The organism is Paenibacillus sp. JL3B1040, assembly GCF_057063165.1.
Window position 1 is genome coordinate 5,364,434 of sequence record NZ_CM169317.1, and the last position, 22,710, is coordinate 5,387,143.

The window sequence follows — 22,710 nt, forward strand, 5'->3', positions numbered from 1 at the left end:
TTACCAACCAAAAGCAGAAAGGAGCCGCTCGCATGAATAAGATGAAAGAGGTCGGCACGGGTATCGTTCAAGTCGCTATCCTGTTCTTCGTCTCGATGGCCCTGAATGCGACCGCGGAGCTGCTCCATTTGCCGATACCGGGTTCGATACTTGGCATTGCCATCTTGTTTGCCTTATTGAAAACGGGCGTCGTCAAGCTGAAATGGATCGAGCGGGGCGCCAACTGGCTGCTGGCCGAGCTGCTGCTGTTCTTTGTCCCTTCCGCCGTCGGCGTCATGCAATATATTCCTTTGTTCGAAAGCGAAGGCGTCCGGATCCTGATCGTCGTGATTCTCAGTACCGTCATCGTGATGGCTTGTTCCGGGCTGATCGCCACGCGCATCGCAAAACAAAAGGAGGGCCGAATCTCATGATCGCCGGTATTCTATGTTTAGCTTCCACTCTGATCATCTACGGTTTATCCAAACAGCTGTATCGGATTCGGCCGAAGGTCTATTTGTCCCCGCTGCTGATTACGCCTTTGGTCCTTGTCATCGGCTTGCTGTGGGCGCAAATTCCTTATGAAACCTACCACTCCGGCGGCAAATGGCTGAGCAGCCTGCTCCAGCCGGCCACGATCGCGTTTGCGATTCCGTTGTACAAATACTACAATGTGCTGAAAAAACACGCTGTGGAAATTCTCATCAGCGTGCTGAGCGGCTCGGTTGTCGCGATGTTCTCCTCGGCGTTTCTGGCCGAATGGCTGCATCTGGACAACCGGCTCGTTACCAGTCTCATCCCCCGTTCGATCACGACGCCCATTGCGATGAACGTATCGCAGGTGATCGGCGGCGTTCCGAATATTACCGCCGTGTTCGTGATTCTGACCGGCTTGCTTGGCGCCATGCTCGGGCCGCTGGTCATGAAGCTGTTCCGTATTGAAGGGGAGGTCGCCCGCGGCGTTCTGTTCGGCACCAGCGCCCATGGAACCGGGACGTCCAAAGCGTTCGAACTGAGCTCTTTAACCGGAACCATTTCCAGCATCTCCATGATCTTGGCCGCCCTGTTTACCTTAGGGGTCGCTCCGATGCTCATCTCCCTGCTCCATTTTTAACCCTTAGGGATTTAAGCATCGACTTTTTTCCGGGGTTCCTCCTAATTTTTCATAGAGTTGTTTCTTTGGGCCTCGCCTCGGCGGGGCTGTTTTTTTGTCCGTGTATTCTGTATTCTGTCGTCGTCAGCGTGAATGGCCGGGAGATCGGCTTCAGTGAGCTGCCGCCCGCCGAAGGGGATCGGGTTCGCGTTCCGCTGAAGGATTTCGCTGTGGCGGCCGGCATCGAGTTCAGCTACGACGCTGCCGAGAAGACCGCCAGTTTGACCCGCGGCGCCCTCTTGTCACTTATAACATCACGCTGGATTAAAGCGGAGGAAAACCCTCGCCAAATGGCGAGGGTCAGGCTGTCGAGAAAGTCTCGACAGCCTTCTTTTTTTCTGATCAATTTAAGACGACACCGCGTTAATGTTGTATAATATAAGTGAATACTCATGAACGGATGGTGTTTTTGGTGCTGATATCTAACCGAGAAAAACAACAAAGCTACGAGTTCGTCTCGATCGAAGAGCTGGTTCCGCAGGATCATCTACTGCGTAAAGTGGACAAATATATCGATTTCTCATTTATAGAGGATAAAGTTCGCCCCCTGTATTGCGAGGACAACGGGCGTCCAGCCATTGACCCGATTGTTCTGTTCAAGATGATTTTCCTCGGTTACTTCTACGGCATTCGTTCCGAACGACAACTGGAACGCGAGATTCAAACCAATTTGGCGTACCGCTGGTTTTTAGGTCTGGGCCTGACCGATAGAGTCCCTGACCACTCAACAATTAGCTGGAACCGGCGAACTCGCTTTAAAGGTACGGATATCTTTCAGGAGATCTTCGACGAAATCGTACTCCAGGCCATCTCACATAAAATGGTAGGGGTACGCGTACTGATTACCGATTCAACTCATGTGAAAGCCAACGCCAATAAGCACCATTACACCAAGCAGGAAGTCCTGCAAAACACCAAGGACTATATTGACGAACTCAATGGAGCCGTCACGGAGGACCGTAAAGCGCATGGAAAAAAGCCCTAAAAGAGCGAAAGGAAGTGAGTGAAACTAAGGAAATTAAAGTGAGTACTACAGATCCGGAAAGCGGTTATATGATTCGGGATGGCAAGCCGGAGGGGTTCTTTTATCTCGACCACCGCACGGTGGATCTTAAATACAATCTTATTACAGATGTACACGTGACGCCCGGAAATGTCCACGACTCAGTTCCCTATTTATCTCGTCTAGACCGCCAGAGAGAACGCTTTGGCTTTCAAGTAGAGGCTGTCGCCTTGGATTCGGGTTATTTAACAACGCCGATTTGCCGTGGTCTAAAAGAGAGAAAAATTTTTGCGGTTATTGCACACCGGAGATTTCATCCAAAGCAAGGTTTGTTCCCAAAGTGGAAGTTTACTTACGATGCTGAAAGCAACACTTATATCTGTCCAGCAGAGCATCGACTGACATACCGTACGACGGACCGGAAGGGTTACCGGCACTATGCTTCAGACCCGGAGCATTGCAAGCAATGTCCAATGCTTGCACAGTGCACTCATTCGCGTAACCACCGGAAAGTGCTGACCCGACACATCTGGGAAGACAGCAAAGAATGGGTACGAAACAACCGGCTGAGCCGTGACGGAAAACCGTTATACCGCAAACGAAAAGAAACGATTGAGCGAAGCTTCGCGGACGCCAAAGAGCTCCATGGGTTTCGCTATTGCCGTTTGCGCGGATTGGCTAACGTCACGGAACAAGCTTTGATGACAGCCGCCGTGCAGAACATGAAGAAGATAGCGATCCACCTGGATCGCCTGGAAAAGAGGGGATAATCCCCTTTTTAGGTATTTGAGCATACTGTGAATGAAAAAAAGAAACCCACGCCTCAAAGACATGGGGTTTCTCGACAATCTGACCCTCGCCAAATGGCGAGGGTGGTTTTGGGTCTGCGCACAAAGTCGGGCAGCGAAATTTGAAAGGTTGAACAGGGAAACCGCCTGTTGCCTGCTCCTGCTGTAACGCTTAGGAGCAACGCTATTTGCCGCAAAAACCCATCTGGAAAGATGTAACGCTGGTCACAGCGCTTATTCGTCCATTTTCAAGCTAAAACGCCTGTTTTCGTACTAAATAAGACTCCAGATCAGCGTTAGAAATGAAAATCTCCTCCAGCAGCCCAAATAAGACTTCTGGCAAGCGTTACCGCTCACCCAACTTTTGGAGCAAGCAAATCTGTGCGCAAAGTTGCGCAGCGAAGCACAGCGAGTTGCCTCTCGACGCCGCTAAACGTTACCACTGTTGCACGCGTCTACCCATTGCCACATGGAATTACACATACGCACATAACCACCGTTCACCGTTGCCCCACACTTTACTGTACGTTGCCACCATCGCCACCTACAAGCTGCTACACTTTGCTACAAGTAACTGCAGTTAACCTTGCGCTAACCCTGCCGGACGCGTTGCAAACCGCGGCAATGCGGACAATTCTCTTTGACGCATACCTTCTCCCTTAAAGCCTGCAGGTTTCGCACGACAAAGCCCTTACGGCTGACCTGCACGATGCCTTCCTTGCGCAGACCGGTCAGCAGGCGGCTCACCGATTCCCGGGCAAATCCGATCGTGCTGGCCAGTTCCTGATGCGTCACCGGGATCGGAACGACGACTTCCCCTCCCCGCTCGATGCCAAAATGCTCGGCCAGGTAGATAAGAAACGAGATTCCCCGGTCTTCCACACTCCGTTGATTGAAATTGAGCAGTTTGTCTTGAAGCTCGCGGATTTTTCCGCTCATGAGCCCCATCGTCTTGAAGGAGAGCTCCGGCGAACCGGCCAGAAGCTGCTCGAAAGAGCGGAGCGGTATCGCGAGCAAGCTGGTTTCGACGACGGTTGCGGCGGTCACCGGCGAGGCTTCCGCATCGAATCGGCCCGTGAGAGGGAACATGTCGCCTTGCTTCAGAAACGAGAAGATTTGTTCATTGCCCTTCTCGTCCGTCCGGCTCGTTTTGATCAACCCGCTCGCCACAAAATAAATCGACTCCACCTCGTCCCCTTCCCGGAACACCGTCGCCCGCCGCGGCAGTAGCCGAGGCACGGCGAGCCGCCCGATCCGGGCAGCTTCGTCCGCGTCAAGCCCTTGAAATAAGGGGAAGGCGCGCAAAATGTGGGTTGAATGCCCCATCCTCTCCGCCCCCTATTCGAAAACTTCTTCTTCGGCAACATTCGGTTTGCGCAGGTGGAACATCGAACGGACGACCACGTACACCAGCGGCGCAATCCCCGCCACGATGAAGATCGTGTCCGGAATCATCCGCAGCCACAGCAGCAGGCTGACCGTATCCTGCTGATAGAACGAGAAGTCGCGCGCCGACCAGAAACCAAAGTCGAACGAGTGCTTCAGTTGGATAAAGCCCACCGGCAACAGGGTAATCACGATCATTCCCGCTAACCCGAGGTTCAGGCCCCAGCAGGAGATGCGCAGCAGCTTGTCGTTCCACTGCTCCGGCTTCACGATGTTGCGCATCGTATACAGCAGGACCGCGATGGCGAACATGCCGTATACGCCCATCATTGAGCCGTGGGCGTGAGCGGTGGTCAACGTGGAGCCGTGCATGAAGTAGTTGACCGCCGGCAGGTTGATCAAGTAGCCAAGCACCCCTGCGCCGATCAAATTCCAAATCGCCGTCGAAACCAGGAACCGGAAGGCGGAAGTGTAAGGGAACGTTTGGCCGCCATCCTTCATCATTTTGTACTGGTCGTATGCTTCCAGAATCAACAGCGTCAGCGGGATGACCTCCAGCGCCGAGAATACCGCGCCCAAGGCAATCCAGATTTCGGCCGAGCCGTTGTAGTAATAGTGGTGACCGATCCCGATCACGCCGCTGCCGAGCAGCAAAATCAGCTGGAACAACAAAGAGCGCACCGTGGATTCCTTCGTTACCAGCTTCATCCGCACCATCAGGAAGCCGATGACGACGACGGCAAACACTTCAAAGATCCCTTCCACCCATAAGTGGATAATCCACCAGCGCCAGTAGTCGGCGTAAGTGAACGACGTCGTCGGATTAAAGAAGAACGCAAAGATGTAGAAGAACGGAACGGCGATCGCCGAATAGAACAGCAAATGCGTTAATCCGCCCTTATCCGTTTCTTTCCGCAAAGCGGTGCGGATGGCGCGGTATACGATGAACAGCCAAATCGCCATGCCGATGACGAGCAGGACTTGCCAGAAGCGGCCCAACTCCAGGTACTCCCAGCCTTGATGGCCCAGCCAGAACCACAGGTTGCCGAGGTAACCTTTCGCTCCGAGCCATTCCCCGACCGTACTCCCCGCCGTAAGCGCCACCAGCGCCCAGAACAGGATGTCGACGAGCAAACCTTGCCGTTTCGGCTCCTTGCCGCCGACGAGCGGAGCCACATAGATCCCCATTCCCAGCCATGCCGTCGCCACCCAAAGGATCACGAGCTGCAAGTGATACGATTTGGCGATATTGAACGGGAACAAACGGGTGATCCAGTCCAGCCCGAAGAAGCTGTCCGGCTCGACGTAATAATGCGCCAGCAGCGCGCCGAAGCCCACTTGGATCAGGAACAGCAGCACGACGACGAGGAAGTACTTCGCCGTTTTCACCTGGCTTTTCGTCACCGGCATTTGGTTCAGATCCAGCACCGGGAACTTGCCCGGCTCATAGGCTTCCTGCATATGCAGCCGGTAACGGTTGTAGAAATACAACACCAATCCCAGCACCAAAATCAAAAGCGTCATGCTGATGCCGCTCCAAAGAACGGCGGAATAACTCATCGTGTTTCCGGCGTCCTCGAAATACGGCCAGTTATTCGTATACGTAATCGTGTCGCCCGGCCGCTGCGTGCCGGACAACCAAGCGGTCCAGAAGAAGAAATCGGCGATTTGCTCGCGCATATCCCCGGGCGCCACATAAGCGCGCCCTTCCTCCGGCATCGTGTCGTTGCCGAACAAATTCGGCCGGATCCCGCGCCCGTCGCCTTCCGTGAAGACTTGATCATAATAGGCGCGAACCCGTTTCAAACCCTCAGCCTGCCCGTCGGTCAGGACCAAGGTCTTCGCGTTCTTGTCGTAGCGGTTCTGTTTCATTTCCGCCTTGACCTTCTCGAAAATCAACGTTTGCCGCTCCGGATTCAGTTCGGCATAGGCCGTCCCGTACTCCGCTTGCGCATGTTGATCGTGCATGGCGTCGGTGACGATTTTCAGCGCCTGCGCCGTGTAATCCGGTCCCAGGTAGGAGCCGTGGCCCAGCACGGTGGCGTAATCCATCAGGCCGTACTTCTGAAATACCGCTTGCCCTCCGCTGATCCGCTCTTGGGTCGTCAATACCTCGCCTGCGGTATTCACGACTTTCAGCGGCGTAGGCGCCTGCGATTTAAAAATCCAATATCCTCCGGCAATGAGCACCGTGAAGCTTACCAAAAGGACACAGATCAGAATGCCCTTCAAAAATGAATTTTGAGTTTGAGTTCCCTTCATTCCCTCGTCTCTCCTTTCCTCTTGACAGAATCAGGATAAGATTTCGGCGGGAAGGGAATTGTGATTCGGATTACAAATCAAAAATTCGACACCCGTTGGGAAATAAAACGATCACAGAAAGTTCAAATTTTAACATTTACCATTTGGTTATCAGCGTAAGCGGCCTTCGGCTTCCGGCTTATCCTTCAATACGGACCGGCTGCCCCGTCCGGGCCGACTCCAGGGCGGCGCAGGTAATCCGCTGGGTTTTCACGGCATCGGCGTAATCGGACAAGATCCGCGAAGTGTCGCCGGTCCGCAGCGCATGGATAAATGCTTCGGTTTCCGCCGCATACGGATTGTCCGTACCGGTGTAGATTGTCTTGGTGCCCGGCAGGTTGATTTCCAGCCGCTCCGGGCTCCAGGCCAGGATCCCGGTATCGGTATACAAGTGCAGCCCCACCTCGGAGACGCCGCCCGGCAAGATGCAGGTATTGGAGATCGTAGCGACCGCTCCGTTATGCAGCTTCATCGTGACAGTACCGACGTCGGGGACGGTCACGTGATCAAACCGTTCCTGCACGACGCGGTTGCCGTAAGCGGCATAAACCTCATCGACTTCGCCGGCCGTATAGCGAAGCAGATCGACGATATGGGTCGTCTGCTCCACAAACTGCCCGCCGGAGCCCTCCTGGCTTCGCCACCACGCCACCTGCGGCATATCGCCCATCCAGGCGCCCAAAGCCATGCCGAGGGTCCGCCCTTCCAGGGATTCCTTCAGTTTACGGATCGACGCTTTATAACGGAAATGGTAGCCTACCGCATGAATCAGCGGCTTTTGCTGCAATCGCGCCAGGATCTCGAGCGGCGTATCGAGGCTCGCGGCAAGCGGTTTCTCCACGAAGAAGGGAATTCCCCGTTCGATCAGTTCGGCTTCGAGCTCCCCGTGCGCCATCGGCGGGATGCACAGATACACGGCATCCAGCTTCAGCGAGTCCAGCATACCCGTCAAGCTGCCGAAACCGATCGCCCCCGGATAACGGTCGGCCAACGCTTGCGCTTTGGCGGCCGTCGTTCCGGTAACGCCCGCCACGCGGACGCCGTCCAGGCCTGCCAAAATGTCGCCATGCACCTTGCTGAACCACCCCGTACCAACGATCCCCATCTGCAATGTCATGTGAAACCCTCCCCGGATTCAAATATCGATGAACTACCTCTTTAAGATAATGGTTATCCTAATTAACCACAAGTTTTAAGCCGTCAAGCCCCTCGTGAAACTGTTCTTGTATTTGTAACAGTTAAGGATTATACTGGTCACGTGAAGAATTAAACAGAAAGGGTGGAGCATGAAAGTGAGTACACTGGATCAAGTTGCGCTAAATGATTTTTACACCGTACTGCAGGCAAGACATTCCGTTCGCATATACGACCCGTCCGTGAAAATCCCACGCGAGGAACTGAAGGAAATCGTGGAGTTGTCCTTATCCGCTCCGTCCTCGTCCAATCTGCAGCCTTGGCGTTTTCTGATCATCGATGAACCCGAATTGAAACAGAAGCTGCTCCCGATTGCCAATAATCAGCAGCAGGTTGTTGACGCGGCGGCGATCATCGCCGTCCTGGGCGATCTGCGTTCGTACGAGCGCGCGGAGGAGATTTATAGCCAAGCCGTGCAGCTTGGCGCCATGACGGAAGACGTCAAAACCAACTTTGTCGAGCGTCTGCAGAAAGGTTACGGCGGCATGGGCCCGGAACGCCTGCACCAAGTCAACCTGCTGGATGCCGGGCTGGTGTCGATGCAATTGATGCTGATCGCCAAAGCCAAAGGGTACGACACGGTCCCGATGGGCGGCTACAATGCCGAACAGTTCGCCGAGGCGTTTGAAGTACCGGAAACGCTGAAACCGATCGTACTGATTGCCATCGGCAAGGCGGCCAAACCGGCTCACGCCACGCCGCGTCTTTCGGTGGACCAAGTTACGCACTGGAACTCTTTCCAAAAATAATCACTTCCTCGATAACGGCCGGAACCGCATTGATTGATCTGCGGTACCGGCCGTTGATTTCGTCTGAATCGCCCGTTTTCCGCACATACTACTCCTGATTCTTTGAGGCCAAAAAGCCGCCCCCACTCCAGTTCATCTCATTCAATCATCAAGTTGATCTCAAATTAGCTTTGTTCATAGCTTACATCAATATTACAATAGAGGTCATAAATATCGTGAAAAGGTGAACGTACTCATCCGATTACGCACACAAGAAAGGTGGAGTGGATCATGGCTTTAACACAGCAACGCGAAGTCGGCCTGGAGGCAGCTCGCAATTATGTAAATCAGGTATACGAAACCGTCCAACAACGGAATCCGGGGGAGCTTGAGTTTCACCAAGCCGTCAAGGAAATCCTCGATTCGCTCGTTCCCGTCTTCGCCAAACATCCGAAATATCAGCAGCATGGCATTCTCGAACGGATCGTCGAGCCGGAAAGAATGGTCAGCTTCCGCGTACCTTGGGTTGACGACCAAGGCAAAGTTCAAGTAAACCGCGGTTTTCGCGTCCAATTCAACAGCGCGATTGGCCCTTATAAAGGCGGTCTCCGCTTTCACCCGTCCGTAAATGCCAGCATTATCAAATTCCTCGGGTTTGAGCAAATCTTCAAGAACTCCTTGACCGGCCAGCCGATCGGCGGCGGCAAGGGCGGATCCGACTTCGACCCGAAAGGCAAATCCGACCTTGAAGTGATGCGCTTTACGCAAAGCTTCATGACGGAGCTGTCCAAATACATCGGCCCGGACACGGACGTCCCCGCTGGCGATATCGGCGTCGGCGCCCGGGAGATCGGCTACATGTTCGGTCAATACAAGCGGCTGTACGGCAACGAAACCGGCGTGTTGACCGGCAAAGGCCTCACCTACGGCGGCAGCTTGACGCGGACGGAAGCTACGGGTTACGGACTGGTCTATTTTACGAGCGAAATGCTGGCGAGCCGGGGCGACAGCTTCGCAGGGAAAACGGTCGTCGTCTCCGGATCCGGCAACGTCTCGATCTATGCCATCGAGAAAGCGCAGCAGCTCGGCGCTAAGGTGGTTGCTTGCAGCGATTCGAACGGTTACGTGTACGACAGAAACGGCATTGATCTGGCGACGGTCAAACGCCTGAAAGAAGTCGAACGCAAACGGATCAAGGATTACGTCAACGAGCATCCTGCCGCCGAATATGTGGATGGCTGCCAAAATATCTGGAGCATTCCTTGCGACATTGCCCTGCCTTGCGCGACGCAAAATGAAATCAATGAAGCCGCCGCGAAGCAGCTTGTTGCGAATGGAGTCAAGTATGTGGCCGAAGGGGCGAACATGCCGTCCACGCTGGAGGCCATCGAGGTCTATCTGAACAATGGCGTATACTTCGGCCCGGCCAAGGCCGCCAATGCCGGCGGGGTTGCCGTCTCCGCGCTGGAAATGGCGCAGAACAGCGCAAGACTCGCCTGGACGTTCGAGGAAGTCGACGCCAAGCTGAAGGACATTATGCGCAATATCTACCAAAGCAGCGTGAATGCGGCCGAAGAATTCGGCTATGCCGATAATCTGGTCGTCGGCTCCAACATCGCCGGCTTCCTGAAAGTCGCCGATGCGATGCTGGCTCACGGTGTGGTCTAAGAATTCCTTCAACAAAAGAGTCTCCGGGAGGACGAATCCTCCCGGAGACTCTTTTTGCGTTGAGCATGTTGCGTCCCGACCTTAGTAAGCCAGGGCGTCAAGCGCTTTGATATGGGATAAATACCGGATGTTGCTCGCTTCCTTCATCATCGTGGCCGGCAAACCGCGCAGTTGGGTGTTGCTCGCTCCGATCGTGGCTACGGCGTCCTTGCGTCCCAGGGAGGCCAGCGTACCGGAGTTGATCGGGTTGAACGCGCTCATCTGCTTGCCGCCCAAGTAAGCGAACAGATTGTAGCCGATCAACTCGCCCATCTGCCAGGCGATTTGCGCCGTCGGCGGGTAAGGACGTCCGTCCGGACCCATGTACACAGCGCTGTCGCCGGCAACGAACACGTCCGGATGCGAAACGGATTGCAGGAAGTCATTCACCGAAGCGCGTCCGCGGTTGACTTCCAGCCCCGATTCGCCGACCAGCGGATGACCCTGCACGCCGCCCGTCCAAACGAAGGTGTTCGCGACGATTTTTTGTCCGTCCTTGAGATCGATCGTGTTGCCCTCGACATTGGTGACCGGCAGACCGGTCAAAAACTCCACGCCGCGTTTTTCAAGGCTGGCCGTGGCACGCTGGATCAACACATCCGGAAGCACCGGCAAAATCTTCGGTCCCGCTTCCACCAGCATCAGCTTGATATCGCTTGGATTTACGCCGTATCTCTTCGTCAACTCCGGCAGCTTGTCGGCGATTTCCCCCACGAGCTCGACGCCGGTCAATCCGCCGCCGCCGATGACAATGGATGCGTCCGCCTCATTGCCGGAGGCCGCGTATTCGCGAATACGCGATTCGATGTGCTCGTGAATCCGCTTGGCGTCGTCCGCCGACTTCAGCACCATGCTGTATTTCTCCAGGCCAGGAATGCCGAAATAGGCGGTGATGCTGCCGAGGCCGACCACGAGGGCGTCATAGGACAAAACGGTGCCGTCGGAGAGTTTGACCTCTTTTTTATCGACCGAAAATTTCTCCACTTTGGCGATCCGCAGATCGATGTCTTTCCCTTTAAACAGCTTCTCCAGCGGCAGGGACACGGCGCGTTCGGAAATGCTCCCCGCCGCGAGGCGATGCAGCTCGGTGATGATCTGATGCGTCGGATATTGGTTAACCACCGTGATCCGCGCCTGCGATTTATCCATAAACTTGCGGGCCGACAAAGCGCTGAGTACGCCGCCGTAGCCAGCGCCCAAAATTAAAATATGTTTTGACATCATCTATTCCTCCGTTAGTTTTGATGACGGTCCCGTTCACCGGAAACTTGAAGATACGCGTTCACGAAGCGAAGCAGCTTTTGGGTTTGCGGGTCTTTGAGCATCTTCATCAACCCGAACACGCCGATCACCTCTTGGCTGTCCTCGGCGCGGTCCTTCGCTTCGATCACGTTGGCGGCCAGATGCTTCACTTTACCGACGACCGGTCCGGCGATTTCCGAAATGGCGCCGACGGTATCATTCTTCAGGACTTCATCCGAAGCCACCGTTTTGGCAAAATCATACGTTTTCGTCAAAACCCCCACGAGTTCGTTCAATTGGGGAAGCTGTTCCACCAAAGCGGTCAGCGATTGCTGTACCTCCGGATTCAAGAGCTGCTCCAAGAGCTCCTGCTGCCCGGTTGCGGCTCCGGCCCCTGCCCCGGCTGCGGATTGCTCCGCTTTCGTTTCAGTAACTGTCTCTGACATATTCGATTCTCCTTTGCGATAATCTGAGGATTAACCTGCCGAACTCTAGTTCATGCATAGTGTTCCTCCTTTAGATGCCTCTAACCCGCTTCAAGTTAGTGAAAATTTGCACATCTAAACCTTGAACAATCCGAATAAATTGTAACACATTTTCAACAAAAAAGGACCGTGCAAGTGACAAAATTCACGGCCCCTATCGATATCATTTTTCGATGAATCTTAAAATTCGCAAGAAGACGGTAACGTCTCTTTCAAAAAATCATAAAAAAGCTTTTCCGTCGGCGCAAGCTCCCGATTCGCCGGAATGATCACCCCAACGTCCCGGGTCACCTGCGGCTCCGTCATCGGCAGCGAGGCAATCGTGGAAGGGATATGCTCGCCCAGCGCGATTTCCGGAAGCAGCGTCAAACCAAGCCCGGCAGCCACCAGCCCCTTGATCGCGTCGAGATCGTCCCCTTCGAACGAAACCTTCGGTTGATATCCCATTTGGTCGCAGGCGTCGACAACGATGTCCCTTAAGACGAATCCCTTGGGGAACAAGACGAACCCGTCGTCCCGCAGGTCATCCAGCCCCACCGATTCGCGGCCGGCCAGCCGATGTCCGGCGGGCAGGAGCACCTTGAACTTCTCGCGGAACAACACTTCGCCCGTCACCTGCGGTTCCCCCTGGGGCACCGGGCCGATCAAGGCCAGGTTCATCATGCCGCCGCCGACCCAGTCCAGCAGCTCCCGATACGATCCGTGCTGCAGTTGAAAATGCACCTCCGGGTACCGGCGCCGGAACGCTGAGACGACCGTCGGAACCAAGTTCGCGGCCAGGCTGCTCGGAAAACCGATGCGCACCGTCCCGCGCTCCGGATCGAGATATTCGTTGATTTCCTGACGCGCCTGCTCGATCACTTGCATCATCTGTTCCATATGCTGCAGGAAATGGCGGCCGATCGGCGTCAGCTTCACCTTCCGGCCTTCATGGACAAACAGATCGACGCCCAGCTCCGCCTCCAGCTTAAAGATTTGCCGGCTGACCGCCGACTGCGACACGTGCAGCGCATACGACGCTTCCGTCACATGCTCCAGCTTGGCCACCTCAATAAAGTATTGGATTTGCCTGAGCTCCATCCCCTCACCCCGTCCGCTGCATTTTTGATAGCTTACACCTCATGTAAATATATTAAAAACCATTATATCGGCTCCCCTCCGAAAACGGAAGCACGTATGTTTGAATTTTGCGCCAAACGGATGAACCTATTCCCCAGTTATGACAATATAACGTTGAATGACCATTCAGAAAGGAATAGCTCCTTGGATATTGATGAGTTGATCGAGCTCGTGGAGCTGCACGGCAAGTCGATTTACGGCTTTTGCTATAAACTGACGGGAAACAAAGAGGATACGGACGATTTGTATCAGGAACCTAGTAACTGCGAGCAATTTTTTTCCGTCCTTATTTCCGATCGTTCTCCTAGTAGCCCCTTTCGCGTGAAGGCGGGCCGTCCAAGTGCAAATGTGCAGTTCATTTCACCGATTCACGCCGAAAAAGGCTGGTTTGATGTAAAAATGCAGTTCATTTTCGTTCAATTCCGCAGTTTCGGGCGATAACCGGCCGAAATCAGCTGCACTTTTGCATCTCAAGGGGCTCATAAGCCGAATTTTACGAAAATGAAGTGTACTTTTGCAGTTCAGCCACCTTGCTGTCGTCTATGGCGCCATTCCTTAATCCCCACCCCGAGCATAAAAAACGGCGATGCCGGTTTTCCCTACATCGCCGCCTAATTTTAGTATGCGCCTTACTCACTCCTCCGGACAATCCAGCCGGTACAAGCTGCGGTACCGCGGCTCGCGAGCCAGCAGCTCCGCATGGGTGCCGCGCATGACGATCCGCCCGTGCTCCATGAACACGATCTCGTCCATGCGCTCGGCGCCGACCAGGTGATGCGTCACCCAGATCAGCGACTTGCCTTGCGTCGCGCGGAAGATCGTCGCCAGCAGCTCGCGTTCGGTGCGCGGATCGAGGCCGACGGTCGGCTCATCGAGGATGAGCACCGGCGTATCCTGCAGCAGGATCCGCGCCAAGGCCACGCGCTGCCGTTCGCCGCCGGAGAACCGCCGTCCCGTTTCGCGCATCGGCGTGTTCATCCCCTGCGGCAGCGCCGCGATCAACGGGCCGAGCTGCGCCGCCTGCACGGCCCGGCCGATCTCCTCGTCCGTCGCCTGCGGCCGGCCGAGCCGGACGTTGTTCGCCACCGTCGTGTCGAACAGGTGCGGGCTTTGATTCAGGACGGAGATCACCTCCGGCATCCGATCGCCGTAAGCTGCGGCCGGGATGCCGTTGATCTGCACCGTCCCGCGGCTTGGGGCAAGCGCCCCCTGGATCAGCTTCAGCAGCGTCGACTTGCCGGCACCGCTGCGGCCGATCACCATGACCCGCTTGCCCTGCGGGATGTCGAGCGAGACGCCGTCCACCGAATCGGCGTCCTCCGCCGCGTAGGCGAAGCGGACGTCCCGCAGCCGCACGTCAGCGGCAGCGGTGCGGGTGACGGCTTCGCCCGCCGCAGCGGGCAACGCTTCGCCGGGCATCGCGCCCGGCGCGCCGGCGCCGTTGCCCTCGCCCGAGATCCGGGCGAGGCGGTCCAGCGACACGCGATATTGCGGCGTGCGCTCCACCGCTTCGGACACCGGCAGGAACGCGTCCGACAGCGGGAACACGATCAGCACGAACGCCGCGATCAGCGTGGCGTCGATATGCCCGGCCGCCGCTTCACCGCCGGCCCAATACACCATCGAGACCACGGCAAGGCCAACGACGAGATGGCCGATGAAGCTGCGCCAGCGGGCCCAGGCCCGCAGCTTGCGGTCTTTGCGGGCTACCGCGGCCTCATCTTGCTCGTACGACTTGAGGAATTCCGCCGTCCGGCCGCTGATGACCCAATCGCCGATCCCCATTACGGCATCGGTTAATTTCTGGTACAACCCGTTCCGCTCGCGCTTCACCTCTTCGTTCGTCCGCCGCGTCAGCCGCAGCGACAGGTACGGCAGTACCGCGACGAGAACGAAAATGTACGCCGCCAAGAGCAGGGCGAACGTGACGTCGAATAAGCCCATGGCCACGACGGCTGCGGCATACAGAATTAAGGCCACAACGCTTGGAAAAACGGTGCGGATATACACGTTTTGCAGTTGCTCGATATCGTCGGCAAGCGCGCCGAGAATATCCCCCGTCCGGAAACGGGAGCGAATGAACAAGGCTTGCGGTTCCAGCACGCGGTACAGGCGGACGCGCATTTTCGCCAAGATCCGCAGCACCGTATCATGGCCGACCAGCCGCTCGACATAATGGATCACCGCCCGGCCGATCCCGAACGTGCGCACGCCGACGATCGGAACGTATACGAGCAGGATGTTGTAAGGCTGAAGCGCCGACTTGGAGATCAAAAACCCGGAGGTGAACATCAGCATCCCGGCGGACAACAGCGTTAGCACGCCAAGGATCAGATATAACGCAAATCTTCCGCTATACCGCCGAAAATAAGGACGAATCCAGGACTCTTGCTTCATATAATCTCCCCCCGCTGCGCCGTTGCCAACCGATAATAAGCTCCCCGCTTGGCCATCAGTTCGGCATGCGTCCCCGCTTCCGCCACTCGGCCCTGCTCCATCACGACGATGCGGTCCATTTCGCGCATCCAGTGAAGCCGATGGGTCGCCAGGATTACCAGCTTCCCTTCAAATAGGGGCAGCATCGTTTGCTTAAGCTCGTATTCCGTCTCGATATCCAAATGCGCGGTCGGTTCGTCGAGCAATAGGACCGGCCGCCGGCTGAGCAAAGCCCGGGCCAGCGCCACCCGCTGCTCCTGGCCGCCGCTCAACGGCCGGCCGCCGCCGCCGATCGGCTCGTCGAGTCCGCCCGGCAAGCTGCGCACCAGCCCGTCCAGTCCGGCCGCCGCCGCCGCGCGCTCCACCTCGGACCGCGTGGCGTCCGGCACGTTAAAGCGGATATTATCCGCCAAGGTTCCGCTGAAAATATACGGATTCTGCGGGATGTAGGTGATCTGCTCCCGCCAGCCCGGCGCCGTCAAATCGCCCAGCTCCGCGCCGTTCAGGGCAAATCGGCCCGAACTCGGCCGCAGGAAGCCGCCAAGCACGTCGATCAGCGTCGATTTGCCGGCGCCGCTCTCGCCGATGATGCCGATCTTGCCCATGCCGCCCAGCGTCAGGTTCACCCCGGCCAACGAAGGTCTGGCCTCCTCCTCCTCGTGGATCACGCCAATTCCGCGCAAGCTCAGCAGGCTCTCCGGCGTCCAGGTCCAGACCGTTCCCGCCGGCACCGGCGCGGCTTTGGCCGCCTCCTCCTCCGCGGCGGCGATGATCTCGTTCATCGCTTCGCCGGCGGCTTTGCCGTCTTGGGTCGCGTGGAAATCGGCGCCGACCATCCGCACCGGCAGGAAATATTCCGGTGCCAGAATCAATACGGTTAACGCCGGCAGCAGCACCATTTCGCCATTCACCAACCGCAGCCCAAGGCTAACGGCCACCGAGGCGACGGACAGCATCGTAAAGAAATCGAGGGCAAACGAGGACAGGAACGCCACCCGCAGCGTCCGCATCGTTGCCGACCGGTACGCGTCGCTGACCCGTTCGATCGAAGCCGCATGCGATTTGCTGCGCCCCAGGAACTTCAACGTTTCCAGCCCCCGCAGCGAATCCACGAAATGATTGGATAAGGTGCGGTACGATTTCAACTGCCGTTCGGTTTGCTTGCGCGCCGCAAGCCCGACCAAGATCATAAAGGCGATCAAAATGGGCATCGTCAGCGTCAGAATCAGCCCGGAAGCGAAATCCAGCTTATAAACATAGGCCAAAATCAAGACCGGCGTAAAGGCCGTCCCCAACATGCGCGGCAGGAACAACTCCAGATAATTGCGGTATTTCGTCACGCCTTCCAGCACCAGGGTGACCAAATTTCCGGTGCCTTCGGTCCCGGCAAAACGCGGTCCCAGCTGAAACAGCTTCTCCAGCACCCGTTCCCGCAGGGTCTGTCCCGTCCCTTGGGCAAAAGCGTACGCCGTCCTCTGCTGCAGCATGCCGCATCCCTGCCGCACGAGAAAAGCAAGCAGGAACAAACCGGCCCCGCCGGCTTGTTCCTGCAGCTTGGCTCCGGCAAACAGGGCGGAGACGACCTCCGCCAGCCATTTCGCCTGCCAGATGATTGCAAAGCTTTGTCCCAGGGTCAGCAAGGCCAGGATCGCCATGACCGGCTTGATCCCTGCGATTTTCATGAGTCCGCGTCCCATTAATATTCCAAATGCTCCTTCTCGTGTACGCGTTTATGGAAAACGAAATAACTCCAAATTTGATAACCCAGCACGAACGGCAGCAGCGTCAGCGCCACGATGGTCATCACCTTCAGCGAGTATTGGCCGGAAGCGGCATTATCGATCGTTAAAGAGAAGGTTTCGCTAATCGAGCTGACCATCACCCGCGGGAACAAGCCGACAAATACCGCGGCAATCGATAATACGATCATCGCGCCGGTCATCCCGAAGGCCCAGCCGTCTCTTTGTTTCGCAATGAACCAGCCGGCCAGCACGAAAGCGGCAACGCCCAACGCGGCCACCAGGCCGATCAGCACGCCGCGCACCTCGAACACGTCCGTTTCGAAGAACGTCAGCACGCCGAAGAGGACGAACAGGGCCGCGAGCGGAATGAGCAGCTTGTGGGCCAGCTTGCGAGCCCGTTCCTGCAGGCTGCCGGTCGTCCGCAGGGAGGCGAACAACAAGCCGTGCACAAGGCACAGCATCACGACCGTAATCCCGCCGACCAAAGTGTACAGGTTAACCATATCGAACAATCCGGCTCTCATTTCCATATCCTCGCCGATCGGCAATCCCTTCAGCAAGCCGGAGAACACAACGCCCAGCAGGAACGGGGGCAGCAGACTTCCGATGAAGACCGCCCAGTCCCACGTGCCTTTCCATTTGCCGTTATCCACTTTGCCGCGAAACTCGAAGGCAACGCCCCGCGCAATCAAGGCGAGCAGCAACACGACAAGCGGAGTATAATAGCCGCTGAACAGCGTGGCGTACCAGTTCGGGAAAGCGGCGAACATCGCGCCGCCGGCCGTCAGCAGCCAGACTTCGTTGGCGTCCCAGAACGGACCGATCGAATTAATGAGCACCCGGCGTTCCATATCATTCTTGGCTAAAAACTTGGTGCTCATTCCCACCCCGAAGTCAAAGCCTTCCAGGAAGAAGAAGCCGACAAACAACACCGCGACCAGGACAAACCAAAGTTCATTAAGAGACATGGTATCCCTCCTTACCGAATGGATCCGCTAACTGATCGGAGTCGGCGCCCGTGATCTCACTCGGACCTTTCTTGATCACTTTCACGAACAAGTAAACCATGACCGCTCCAAGCACCGCATAAATGAGCGTGAACGCAATCAGCGAGAACAGAATTTGTCCACCCGTTACGCTAGGCGACACACTGTCCTTCGTTTGCATTAAGCCAAACACCGTCCAAGGCTGACGCCCGATCTCCGTCATGATCCAACCGGCGGTGTTGGCGATAAACGGCAGCGAAATCGACCACAACATCACGCGATAGAACCAGTTGTTGCTCGGTTGGTCGAGTTTTTTGCGCCAGGCCAAATAAGTGCCGTACAAAGCGAATACGATCATCAAGCAGCCGGCGGCGATCATGATCCGGAAGCTCCAGAAGGTCGTCCGTACCGGAGGAATGTACTCCCCGGGACCGTAGGTCTGTTCATATTCGGCTTGCAGCTCGTGCATGCCTTTGACTTCGCCGGAGAACTTGCTGTAAGACAGGAAGCTCAGCAGATAAGGGATTTTGATCTCAAAATTGTTCTTTTCGTTGTCCGAATCAATATGCGCATACAGCGTCCAAGGCGCAGGGTCGCCCGACTTGCCCCAAAGCCCTTCGGAGGCGGCCATTTTCATCGGCTGTGTCTTCACCAAATATTGCGCCTGTTGATGGCCGAACAACGCCGTTCCGAACGAAGCGATCAAAGCAACGATGATCCCGATCGTAAAAGACTTCTTGAAAAAAGCCGCATCTTGGCGTTTCAGCATTTTATACGCGCTGACCCCGGCAATGAGGAAAGCTCCGGTCGCAAACGCGCCGAGCACGGTATGCGGGAATTCCACCCATAGTTGTCCGTTGCCGATCAAGGCGAAGAAGTCGTTCATCTCCGCACGTCCGTTATTGATCTCGAAGCCGACCGGGCGCTGCATGAACGAGTTGGCGGCCAAAATCCAGAAGGCCGATACCGTCGTGCCCAAAGCGACCAGCCAGATGCACAGGAGGTGCACCTTTTTGGACAAGCGATCCCAACCGAAGATCCACAAGCCGATGAAGGTCGATTCCATAAAGAAGGCAAACAGCGCCTCCACCGCCAGCGGCGCGCCAAAGACGTCGCCGACGAAGCGGGAGTAATCCGACCAGTTCATGCCGAACTGGAATTCCTGGAGGATCCCCGTCACGACCCCTACCGCAAAATTGATAAGGAACAACTTCCCCCAAAACTTGGCCATCCGTTTGTATTCTTCTTTCCCCTTCACGACATACATCGTCTCCATGATCGCGATAAGCAGCACCAGACCGATGGACAAGGGAACAAAGAAGAAATGGAAAATCGTTGTCACCGCAAACTGAAGGCGAGCAAGCACAATCGGATCCAGCATTTCTTTCCCTACTTTCTAAAATAATTATTATCTAAGGTGAATTCTATCACCGGATTATGAAAACGAACGGGGAAAAAATAATAATTTTGTGACAGAAATCACATGACAAATGTCACAACTATGAACGAATGCTCCAAACCTGCGCCGGATCAACGTTTTTTGACGGTCGGAAAATTATGACATTACTGTGAATGGACCTTCTTGACCCCGTCGAGCAGGTGCCTCAGCGTGAGTATCGGATGACGCCACAGCATTCGAGGTCCGGCAAAAGCCATCACCCGGCGAATGCGCTCCCGCTGGACGGCCGCATAACAGTGCACGGGGCATGCCAAGCAGGTCGTCTTGCCTTCACCAAACCGGCAGCGGTCAAGCCGCTGCTCGGCATACCGGTGAAGCTCGGCGCATTCGGCGCATAACGGCGCCAGCGCATCCTGGACGCCTTGGGCGTCCCGGGCTGCCTGCCGCGGATCGGTCCGCGCTTTGCCGCCATGCACTTTGCGGCAGTACAACGCGATCATGAGGGCTACGGTTTTCTTCTCGCGGCGAATCCGCGGCCCGCTGACGCCGGTTGTGATCAAAGCGTTCCCTTCCTTTCCGCGACACGCGGCCGGAAGGCAATTTTCCAGCCCAGCCAGGTCCCAGCGATCATCAGGACACCGTACGCAACAACGCCGAACGGAAGGGTCGTCGCCGCCCAATGCAACAAGGCGAACCCGCCCAGCAGAAGCATCAGTCCTATCATGACGATGGTTTGATTTTGCTGCCCCGCCGCTTCAAACGGCTCCGAGAAAGGCAATCCCTTGCGTAAAAGCATGAAACATAAAATGGCGTAACATTGCATCGCCAGTCCCGCCACGATCAGGTCAGGGATAATGGAAGCCCCAAACAACACGGCGAAAACGGCAGCTTCCACCACATACAAAGGTAGCATCAGCCGGACCAAGCTGGCCAGCAAAGCTCCCTTGTAAATCGGCGCTTCGCCGGAAAGCGGAGCGGTTCGATAGATCCAGGCCGCTTTATATCTGCTGGAGTAACGAAGCATCATGATTATAGTCGGCAGCATGATGCCGCTAAAATATATGAACAAATACGTACGGGAACCGGCAAGCCCCTCCAACCCCCGATCGAGTCCGTTCGAAAACAAGAAAATGAAGGGAAACACGATCGAGAACCCTAAGGAAGGATACACCTTGAGCTTAAACTCCCGCTCCGTGCCCATCGTCGACCAGGCAAAACGGAAAAAGGCGCTTTCCTGCGGCGAGGAACAAAGCAGTCCGGCGAGGCGTCGCAGCGCTTTCCCCGACCCCTGGCCGCCTTTCGCACTAGGCTCCGCCAGCTTCTGCAAATTCCGCTCCAGCGCAGGCATCAGCTTCAGGTACAGCAAGAAGGCGGCCAGCGGAACGACGACGGACAACGCCGCGAGCCCGGCATAGGCCTGGCCTTCGCCCGGATGCAGGAGGGTCTGAAACGCCGCTCCGACCCAGGCCGGCGGCAGCAGGTACTGCCACCAGGCCGGCTTGAATACAACGTCCATGGCCGTGAAATCGAACAGCCGGATCAGCACCTGATAACCGACCGTGATCGCAATCGTCATCCCGATCTGCACATAGTTGATCATGTCTTTCAGCTTCTCGCCGTCGAAAAAACGAAGCACGGCCAGATACAGCAGCGCGGTCAACACCACGATCAGCAGATCCATCAGGATCAGCTCCAGCAGCATCAGGGCAAAGAAGCCGAACCCCTGCCGAAACAGTCCCACCGCCAGCGGAATGACGGCAACCGCCCCGGTCAGGAAAAACAAATAAATAAAAATATGAACCGTCTTCGCCATGGTGATGGTGCGGCGGCTGACCGGCTTGGTCGCCAGAATGCCGCGATCCCGGATATCCAGCAGCACCGAGGAGAAATCGGAGATCATCGCGGTCATGACCATAAACATGATGATGCCGAACAAGAGGCTGACCTGAAACAGCAAATGGTCTCCCATCAATACGAACACCGAACTAAGCCCGCCAAAAATGACGTACAACCAGAGCGAACGCAGGAACTGGTTTCCGTCCTCGGCTTCGTCCTGCTGTTGTTTCTTCGATTTATTGACCAGCGTCGGTACTCTTCGCGCGTCCATCATCAGCTTGACCTGCAGAATCCGCCGCATCGCCGGATAGTCGGCGCCCATTTTCTCGAATAAAACGCGGAACCGGTCTACCACCTGAAGGGTTTTCATTTCATTCATGGGCTACACCTCTTGCACGATGGACACGAGCCGGCCGGCGATATCCTGATGCTCGTTGAACCCGGTCAATTGGTTGAAAATCTGTTCCAGCGACCCTTCGTGATTCTGTTCCTTCAATTCATCAAAGCTGCCGTCGGCCACGATACGCCCCCCGTCCAACAAGACGATCCGGCTGCTGATCTTCTCGACCACGTCCATAATATGAGAAGAATAAAAAATCGCCTTGCCTTGCGCAGCCAATAAAGCAAGCATTTCCTTGACGACCATGACGCTGTTGGCATCAAGCCCGCTGAGCGGCTCGTCCAGAAACAACACGTCCGGATTGTGCAGCAAGCTGGAAATCAGCAGCACCTTCTGCTTCATCCCTTTGGAAAACGTCGTAATCCGGGTGTTAAACACGTCTTGCAAGCCGAACTCATGCATCATCCGGCGGGCTTTCATTTCGGCCTCATCGGCGGATAACCCGTACAACTCCCCGATGAACGTCAGGTACTCCCGCGCCGTCAGCGTATCGTAAATCTCGGCGACTTCCGGGACGTATCCGATCCGCCTCTTGTAGCCGGCATCGCCATCGCCGGGGCGTTGTCCAAATACCTGAACCTCTCCCTCATATCCTTCAACCAGGCCGAGCATGATCTTAACGGTCGTGCTCTTGCCCGCCCCGTTTGGCCCGATGTAGCCGATAATCTGCCCCGGATACACCTCCAAATCGACGCCGTTCAGAACTTGGCGCCCTCCGTAGCTCATGCGTAAATCCGCCAGTTTAATCACCGGTTCCCTCGTTGTTGTCATCGATTCAACTCCTTTCCAATGTCCCTATTTTACCATAGTTTTCCTTATGAAAGCG

General features: G+C 56.0%; 20 protein-coding genes. 7 read left to right on the forward strand and 13 right to left on the reverse strand.

Translation table 11 applies throughout. The features are described 5' to 3' along the window. Positions 1 to 41 precede the first annotated feature (41 nt). From ACZF99_RS24585 to ACZF99_RS24600, 4 genes are all read left to right on the forward strand, one after another. Entirely contained in the window at positions 42 to 413 is a 372-nt protein-coding gene (locus tag ACZF99_RS24585) for a CidA/LrgA family protein (protein ID WP_483612952.1), read from the forward strand. Beyond that, entirely contained in the window at positions 410 to 1,093 is a 684-nt protein-coding gene (locus tag ACZF99_RS24590) for a CidB/LrgB family autolysis modulator (RefSeq protein WP_483607505.1), read from the forward strand. Before ACZF99_RS24585 ends, ACZF99_RS24590 begins: the two co-directional genes overlap by 4 nt. Before the next feature lie 65 nt (positions 1,094 to 1,158). Beyond that, positions 1,159 to 1,509 (forward strand): hypothetical protein, encoded by a 351-nt coding sequence (locus tag ACZF99_RS24595; RefSeq protein WP_483607506.1) that lies wholly within the window; start codon positions 1,159 to 1,161, stop codon positions 1,507 to 1,509. A gap of 23 nt (positions 1,510 to 1,532) precedes the next feature. Further along, positions 1,533 to 2,905 (forward strand): IS1182 family transposase gene (locus ACZF99_RS24600; RefSeq protein ID WP_483612954.1). Its coding sequence is split into 2 segments (ribosomal slippage): positions 1,533 to 2,115 and positions 2,115 to 2,905, totalling 1,374 coding nucleotides; the frame shifts between segments, so codons are not numbered across the junction. A gap of 609 nt (positions 2,906 to 3,514) precedes the next feature. Here ACZF99_RS24600 and ACZF99_RS24605 read toward each other — a convergent pair. The 3 genes from ACZF99_RS24605 to ACZF99_RS24615 all read right to left on the reverse strand — a co-directional run bounded on the left by ACZF99_RS24605 (position 3,515) and on the right by ACZF99_RS24615 (position 7,727). Beyond that, positions 3,515 to 4,249 (reverse strand): Crp/Fnr family transcriptional regulator, encoded by a 735-nt coding sequence (locus tag ACZF99_RS24605; protein ID WP_483607507.1) that lies wholly within the window; start codon positions 4,247 to 4,249, stop codon positions 3,515 to 3,517. A gap of 12 nt (positions 4,250 to 4,261) precedes the next feature. Next, a complete protein-coding gene (locus ACZF99_RS24610) occupies positions 4,262 to 6,571 on the reverse strand; it encodes a nitric-oxide reductase large subunit (RefSeq protein WP_483607508.1) in 2,310 nt (769 codons plus the stop codon). 178 nt (positions 6,572 to 6,749) lie between these two features. Further along, positions 6,750 to 7,727, reverse strand: a complete 978-nt coding sequence (locus ACZF99_RS24615) for a Gfo/Idh/MocA family protein (protein ID WP_483607509.1) — start codon at positions 7,725 to 7,727, stop codon at positions 6,750 to 6,752. Positions 7,728 to 7,896: 169 nt separating this feature from the next. Between ACZF99_RS24615 and ACZF99_RS24620 the strand changes: the two genes are divergently transcribed. Together ACZF99_RS24620 and gdhA are read left to right on the forward strand one after the other, a co-directional pair. Further along, positions 7,897 to 8,553 carry a nitroreductase family protein gene (locus tag ACZF99_RS24620; protein WP_483607510.1) on the forward strand — a complete coding sequence of 219 codons (657 nt, stop codon included), beginning with the start codon at positions 7,897 to 7,899 and terminating at the stop codon, positions 8,551 to 8,553. A 270-nt stretch (positions 8,554 to 8,823) separates the two neighbouring features. Then, positions 8,824 to 10,200 carry an NADP-specific glutamate dehydrogenase gene (gene gdhA / locus ACZF99_RS24625; protein ID WP_483607511.1) on the forward strand — a complete coding sequence of 459 codons (1,377 nt, stop codon included), beginning with the start codon at positions 8,824 to 8,826 and terminating at the stop codon, positions 10,198 to 10,200. 81 nt (positions 10,201 to 10,281) lie between these two features. On the opposite strand, the gene ACZF99_RS24630 is transcribed toward gdhA, so the two are convergent. The 3 genes from ACZF99_RS24630 to gltC all read right to left on the reverse strand — a co-directional run bounded on the left by ACZF99_RS24630 (position 10,282) and on the right by gltC (position 13,046). After that, positions 10,282 to 11,460: an NAD(P)/FAD-dependent oxidoreductase gene (locus tag ACZF99_RS24630; RefSeq protein ID WP_483607512.1), complete on the reverse strand. Its 1,179-nt coding sequence runs from the start codon at positions 11,458 to 11,460 to the stop codon at positions 10,282 to 10,284. 14 nt (positions 11,461 to 11,474) lie between these two features. Beyond that, positions 11,475 to 11,927 carry a DUF1641 domain-containing protein gene (locus ACZF99_RS24635; protein WP_483607513.1) on the reverse strand — a complete coding sequence of 151 codons (453 nt, stop codon included), beginning with the start codon at positions 11,925 to 11,927 and terminating at the stop codon, positions 11,475 to 11,477. Positions 11,928 to 12,146: 219 nt separating this feature from the next. Next, positions 12,147 to 13,046 carry a glutamate biosynthesis transcriptional regulator GltC gene (gene gltC / locus ACZF99_RS24640; RefSeq protein WP_483607514.1) on the reverse strand — a complete coding sequence of 300 codons (900 nt, stop codon included), beginning with the start codon at positions 13,044 to 13,046 and terminating at the stop codon, positions 12,147 to 12,149. A 183-nt stretch (positions 13,047 to 13,229) separates the two neighbouring features. On the opposite strand from gltC, the gene ACZF99_RS24645 reads away from it, so the two are divergent. After that, positions 13,230 to 13,526: an RNA polymerase sigma factor gene (locus tag ACZF99_RS24645; RefSeq protein WP_483607515.1), complete on the forward strand. Its 297-nt coding sequence runs from the start codon at positions 13,230 to 13,232 to the stop codon at positions 13,524 to 13,526. A gap of 192 nt (positions 13,527 to 13,718) precedes the next feature. Here the strand turns inward: ACZF99_RS24645 and cydC are convergent, their stop codons facing one another. From cydC to ACZF99_RS24680, 7 genes are all read right to left on the reverse strand, one after another. Beyond that, on the reverse strand, positions 13,719 to 15,482 hold the full coding sequence (cydC, locus tag ACZF99_RS24650; RefSeq protein WP_483607516.1) for a thiol reductant ABC exporter subunit CydC: 1,764 nt from the start codon (positions 15,480 to 15,482) through the stop codon (positions 13,719 to 13,721). Continuing rightward, a complete protein-coding gene (gene cydD / locus ACZF99_RS24655) occupies positions 15,479 to 17,218 on the reverse strand; it encodes a thiol reductant ABC exporter subunit CydD (protein WP_483607517.1) in 1,740 nt (579 codons plus the stop codon). The genes cydC and cydD overlap by 4 nt, the downstream gene beginning before the upstream one ends. After that, positions 17,218 to 18,231 (reverse strand): cytochrome d ubiquinol oxidase subunit II, encoded by a 1,014-nt coding sequence (cydB, locus tag ACZF99_RS24660; protein WP_483607518.1) that lies wholly within the window; start codon positions 18,229 to 18,231, stop codon positions 17,218 to 17,220. Before cydB ends, cydD begins: the two co-directional genes overlap by 1 nt. Then, on the reverse strand, positions 18,221 to 19,630 hold the full coding sequence (locus ACZF99_RS24665) for a cytochrome ubiquinol oxidase subunit I (RefSeq protein ID WP_483607519.1): 1,410 nt from the start codon (positions 19,628 to 19,630) through the stop codon (positions 18,221 to 18,223). The genes cydB and ACZF99_RS24665 overlap by 11 nt, the downstream gene beginning before the upstream one ends. 182 nt (positions 19,631 to 19,812) lie before the next feature. After that, on the reverse strand, positions 19,813 to 20,208 hold the full coding sequence (locus ACZF99_RS24670; RefSeq protein ID WP_483607520.1) for a nitrous oxide-stimulated promoter family protein: 396 nt from the start codon (positions 20,206 to 20,208) through the stop codon (positions 19,813 to 19,815). After that, positions 20,205 to 21,863, reverse strand: coding sequence for a hypothetical protein (locus tag ACZF99_RS24675; RefSeq protein ID WP_483607521.1), 1,659 nt, complete (start codon positions 21,861 to 21,863; stop codon positions 20,205 to 20,207). Before ACZF99_RS24675 ends, ACZF99_RS24670 begins: the two co-directional genes overlap by 4 nt. Before the next feature lie 3 nt (positions 21,864 to 21,866). Continuing rightward, positions 21,867 to 22,655: an ABC transporter ATP-binding protein gene (locus ACZF99_RS24680; protein ID WP_483607522.1), complete on the reverse strand. Its 789-nt coding sequence runs from the start codon at positions 22,653 to 22,655 to the stop codon at positions 21,867 to 21,869. Positions 22,656 to 22,710 lie beyond the last annotated feature (55 nt).

Bases quoted from the DNA above. Each gene is read 5' to 3' on its own strand.
- ACZF99_RS24635 (WP_483607513.1), bottom strand. From the start codon at position 11,927: ATGTCAGAGACAGTTACTGAAACGAAAGCGGAGCAATCCGCAGCCGGG.
- ACZF99_RS24610 (WP_483607508.1), bottom strand. From the start codon at position 6,571: ATGAAGGGAACTCAAACTCAAAATTCATTTTTGAAGGGCATTCTGATC.
- gltC (WP_483607514.1), bottom strand. From the start codon at position 13,046: ATGGAGCTCAGGCAAATCCAATACTTTATTGAGGTGGCCAAGCTGGAG.
- ACZF99_RS24615 (WP_483607509.1), bottom strand. From the start codon at position 7,727: ATGACATTGCAGATGGGGATCGTTGGTACGGGGTGGTTCAGCAAGGTG.
- ACZF99_RS24665 (WP_483607519.1), bottom strand. From the start codon at position 19,630: ATGCTGGATCCGATTGTGCTTGCTCGCCTTCAGTTTGCGGTGACAACG.
- cydC (WP_483607516.1), bottom strand. From the start codon at position 15,482: ATGAAGCAAGAGTCCTGGATTCGTCCTTATTTTCGGCGGTATAGCGGA.
- ACZF99_RS24620 (WP_483607510.1), top strand. From the start codon at position 7,897: ATGAAAGTGAGTACACTGGATCAAGTTGCGCTAAATGATTTTTACACC.
- ACZF99_RS24675 (WP_483607521.1), bottom strand. From the start codon at position 21,863: ATGAATGAAATGAAAACCCTTCAGGTGGTAGACCGGTTCCGCGTTTTA.
- cydD (WP_483607517.1), bottom strand. From the start codon at position 17,218: ATGGGACGCGGACTCATGAAAATCGCAGGGATCAAGCCGGTCATGGCG.
- ACZF99_RS24590 (WP_483607505.1), top strand. From the start codon at position 410: ATGATCGCCGGTATTCTATGTTTAGCTTCCACTCTGATCATCTACGGT.
- cydB (WP_483607518.1), bottom strand. From the start codon at position 18,231: ATGTCTCTTAATGAACTTTGGTTTGTCCTGGTCGCGGTGTTGTTTGTC.
- gdhA (WP_483607511.1), top strand. From the start codon at position 8,824: ATGGCTTTAACACAGCAACGCGAAGTCGGCCTGGAGGCAGCTCGCAAT.
- ACZF99_RS24680 (WP_483607522.1), bottom strand. From the start codon at position 22,655: ATGACAACAACGAGGGAACCGGTGATTAAACTGGCGGATTTACGCATG.
- ACZF99_RS24605 (WP_483607507.1), bottom strand. From the start codon at position 4,249: ATGGGGCATTCAACCCACATTTTGCGCGCCTTCCCCTTATTTCAAGGG.
- ACZF99_RS24585 (WP_483612952.1), top strand. From the start codon at position 42: ATGAAAGAGGTCGGCACGGGTATCGTTCAAGTCGCTATCCTGTTCTTC.
- ACZF99_RS24630 (WP_483607512.1), bottom strand. From the start codon at position 11,460: ATGTCAAAACATATTTTAATTTTGGGCGCTGGCTACGGCGGCGTACTC.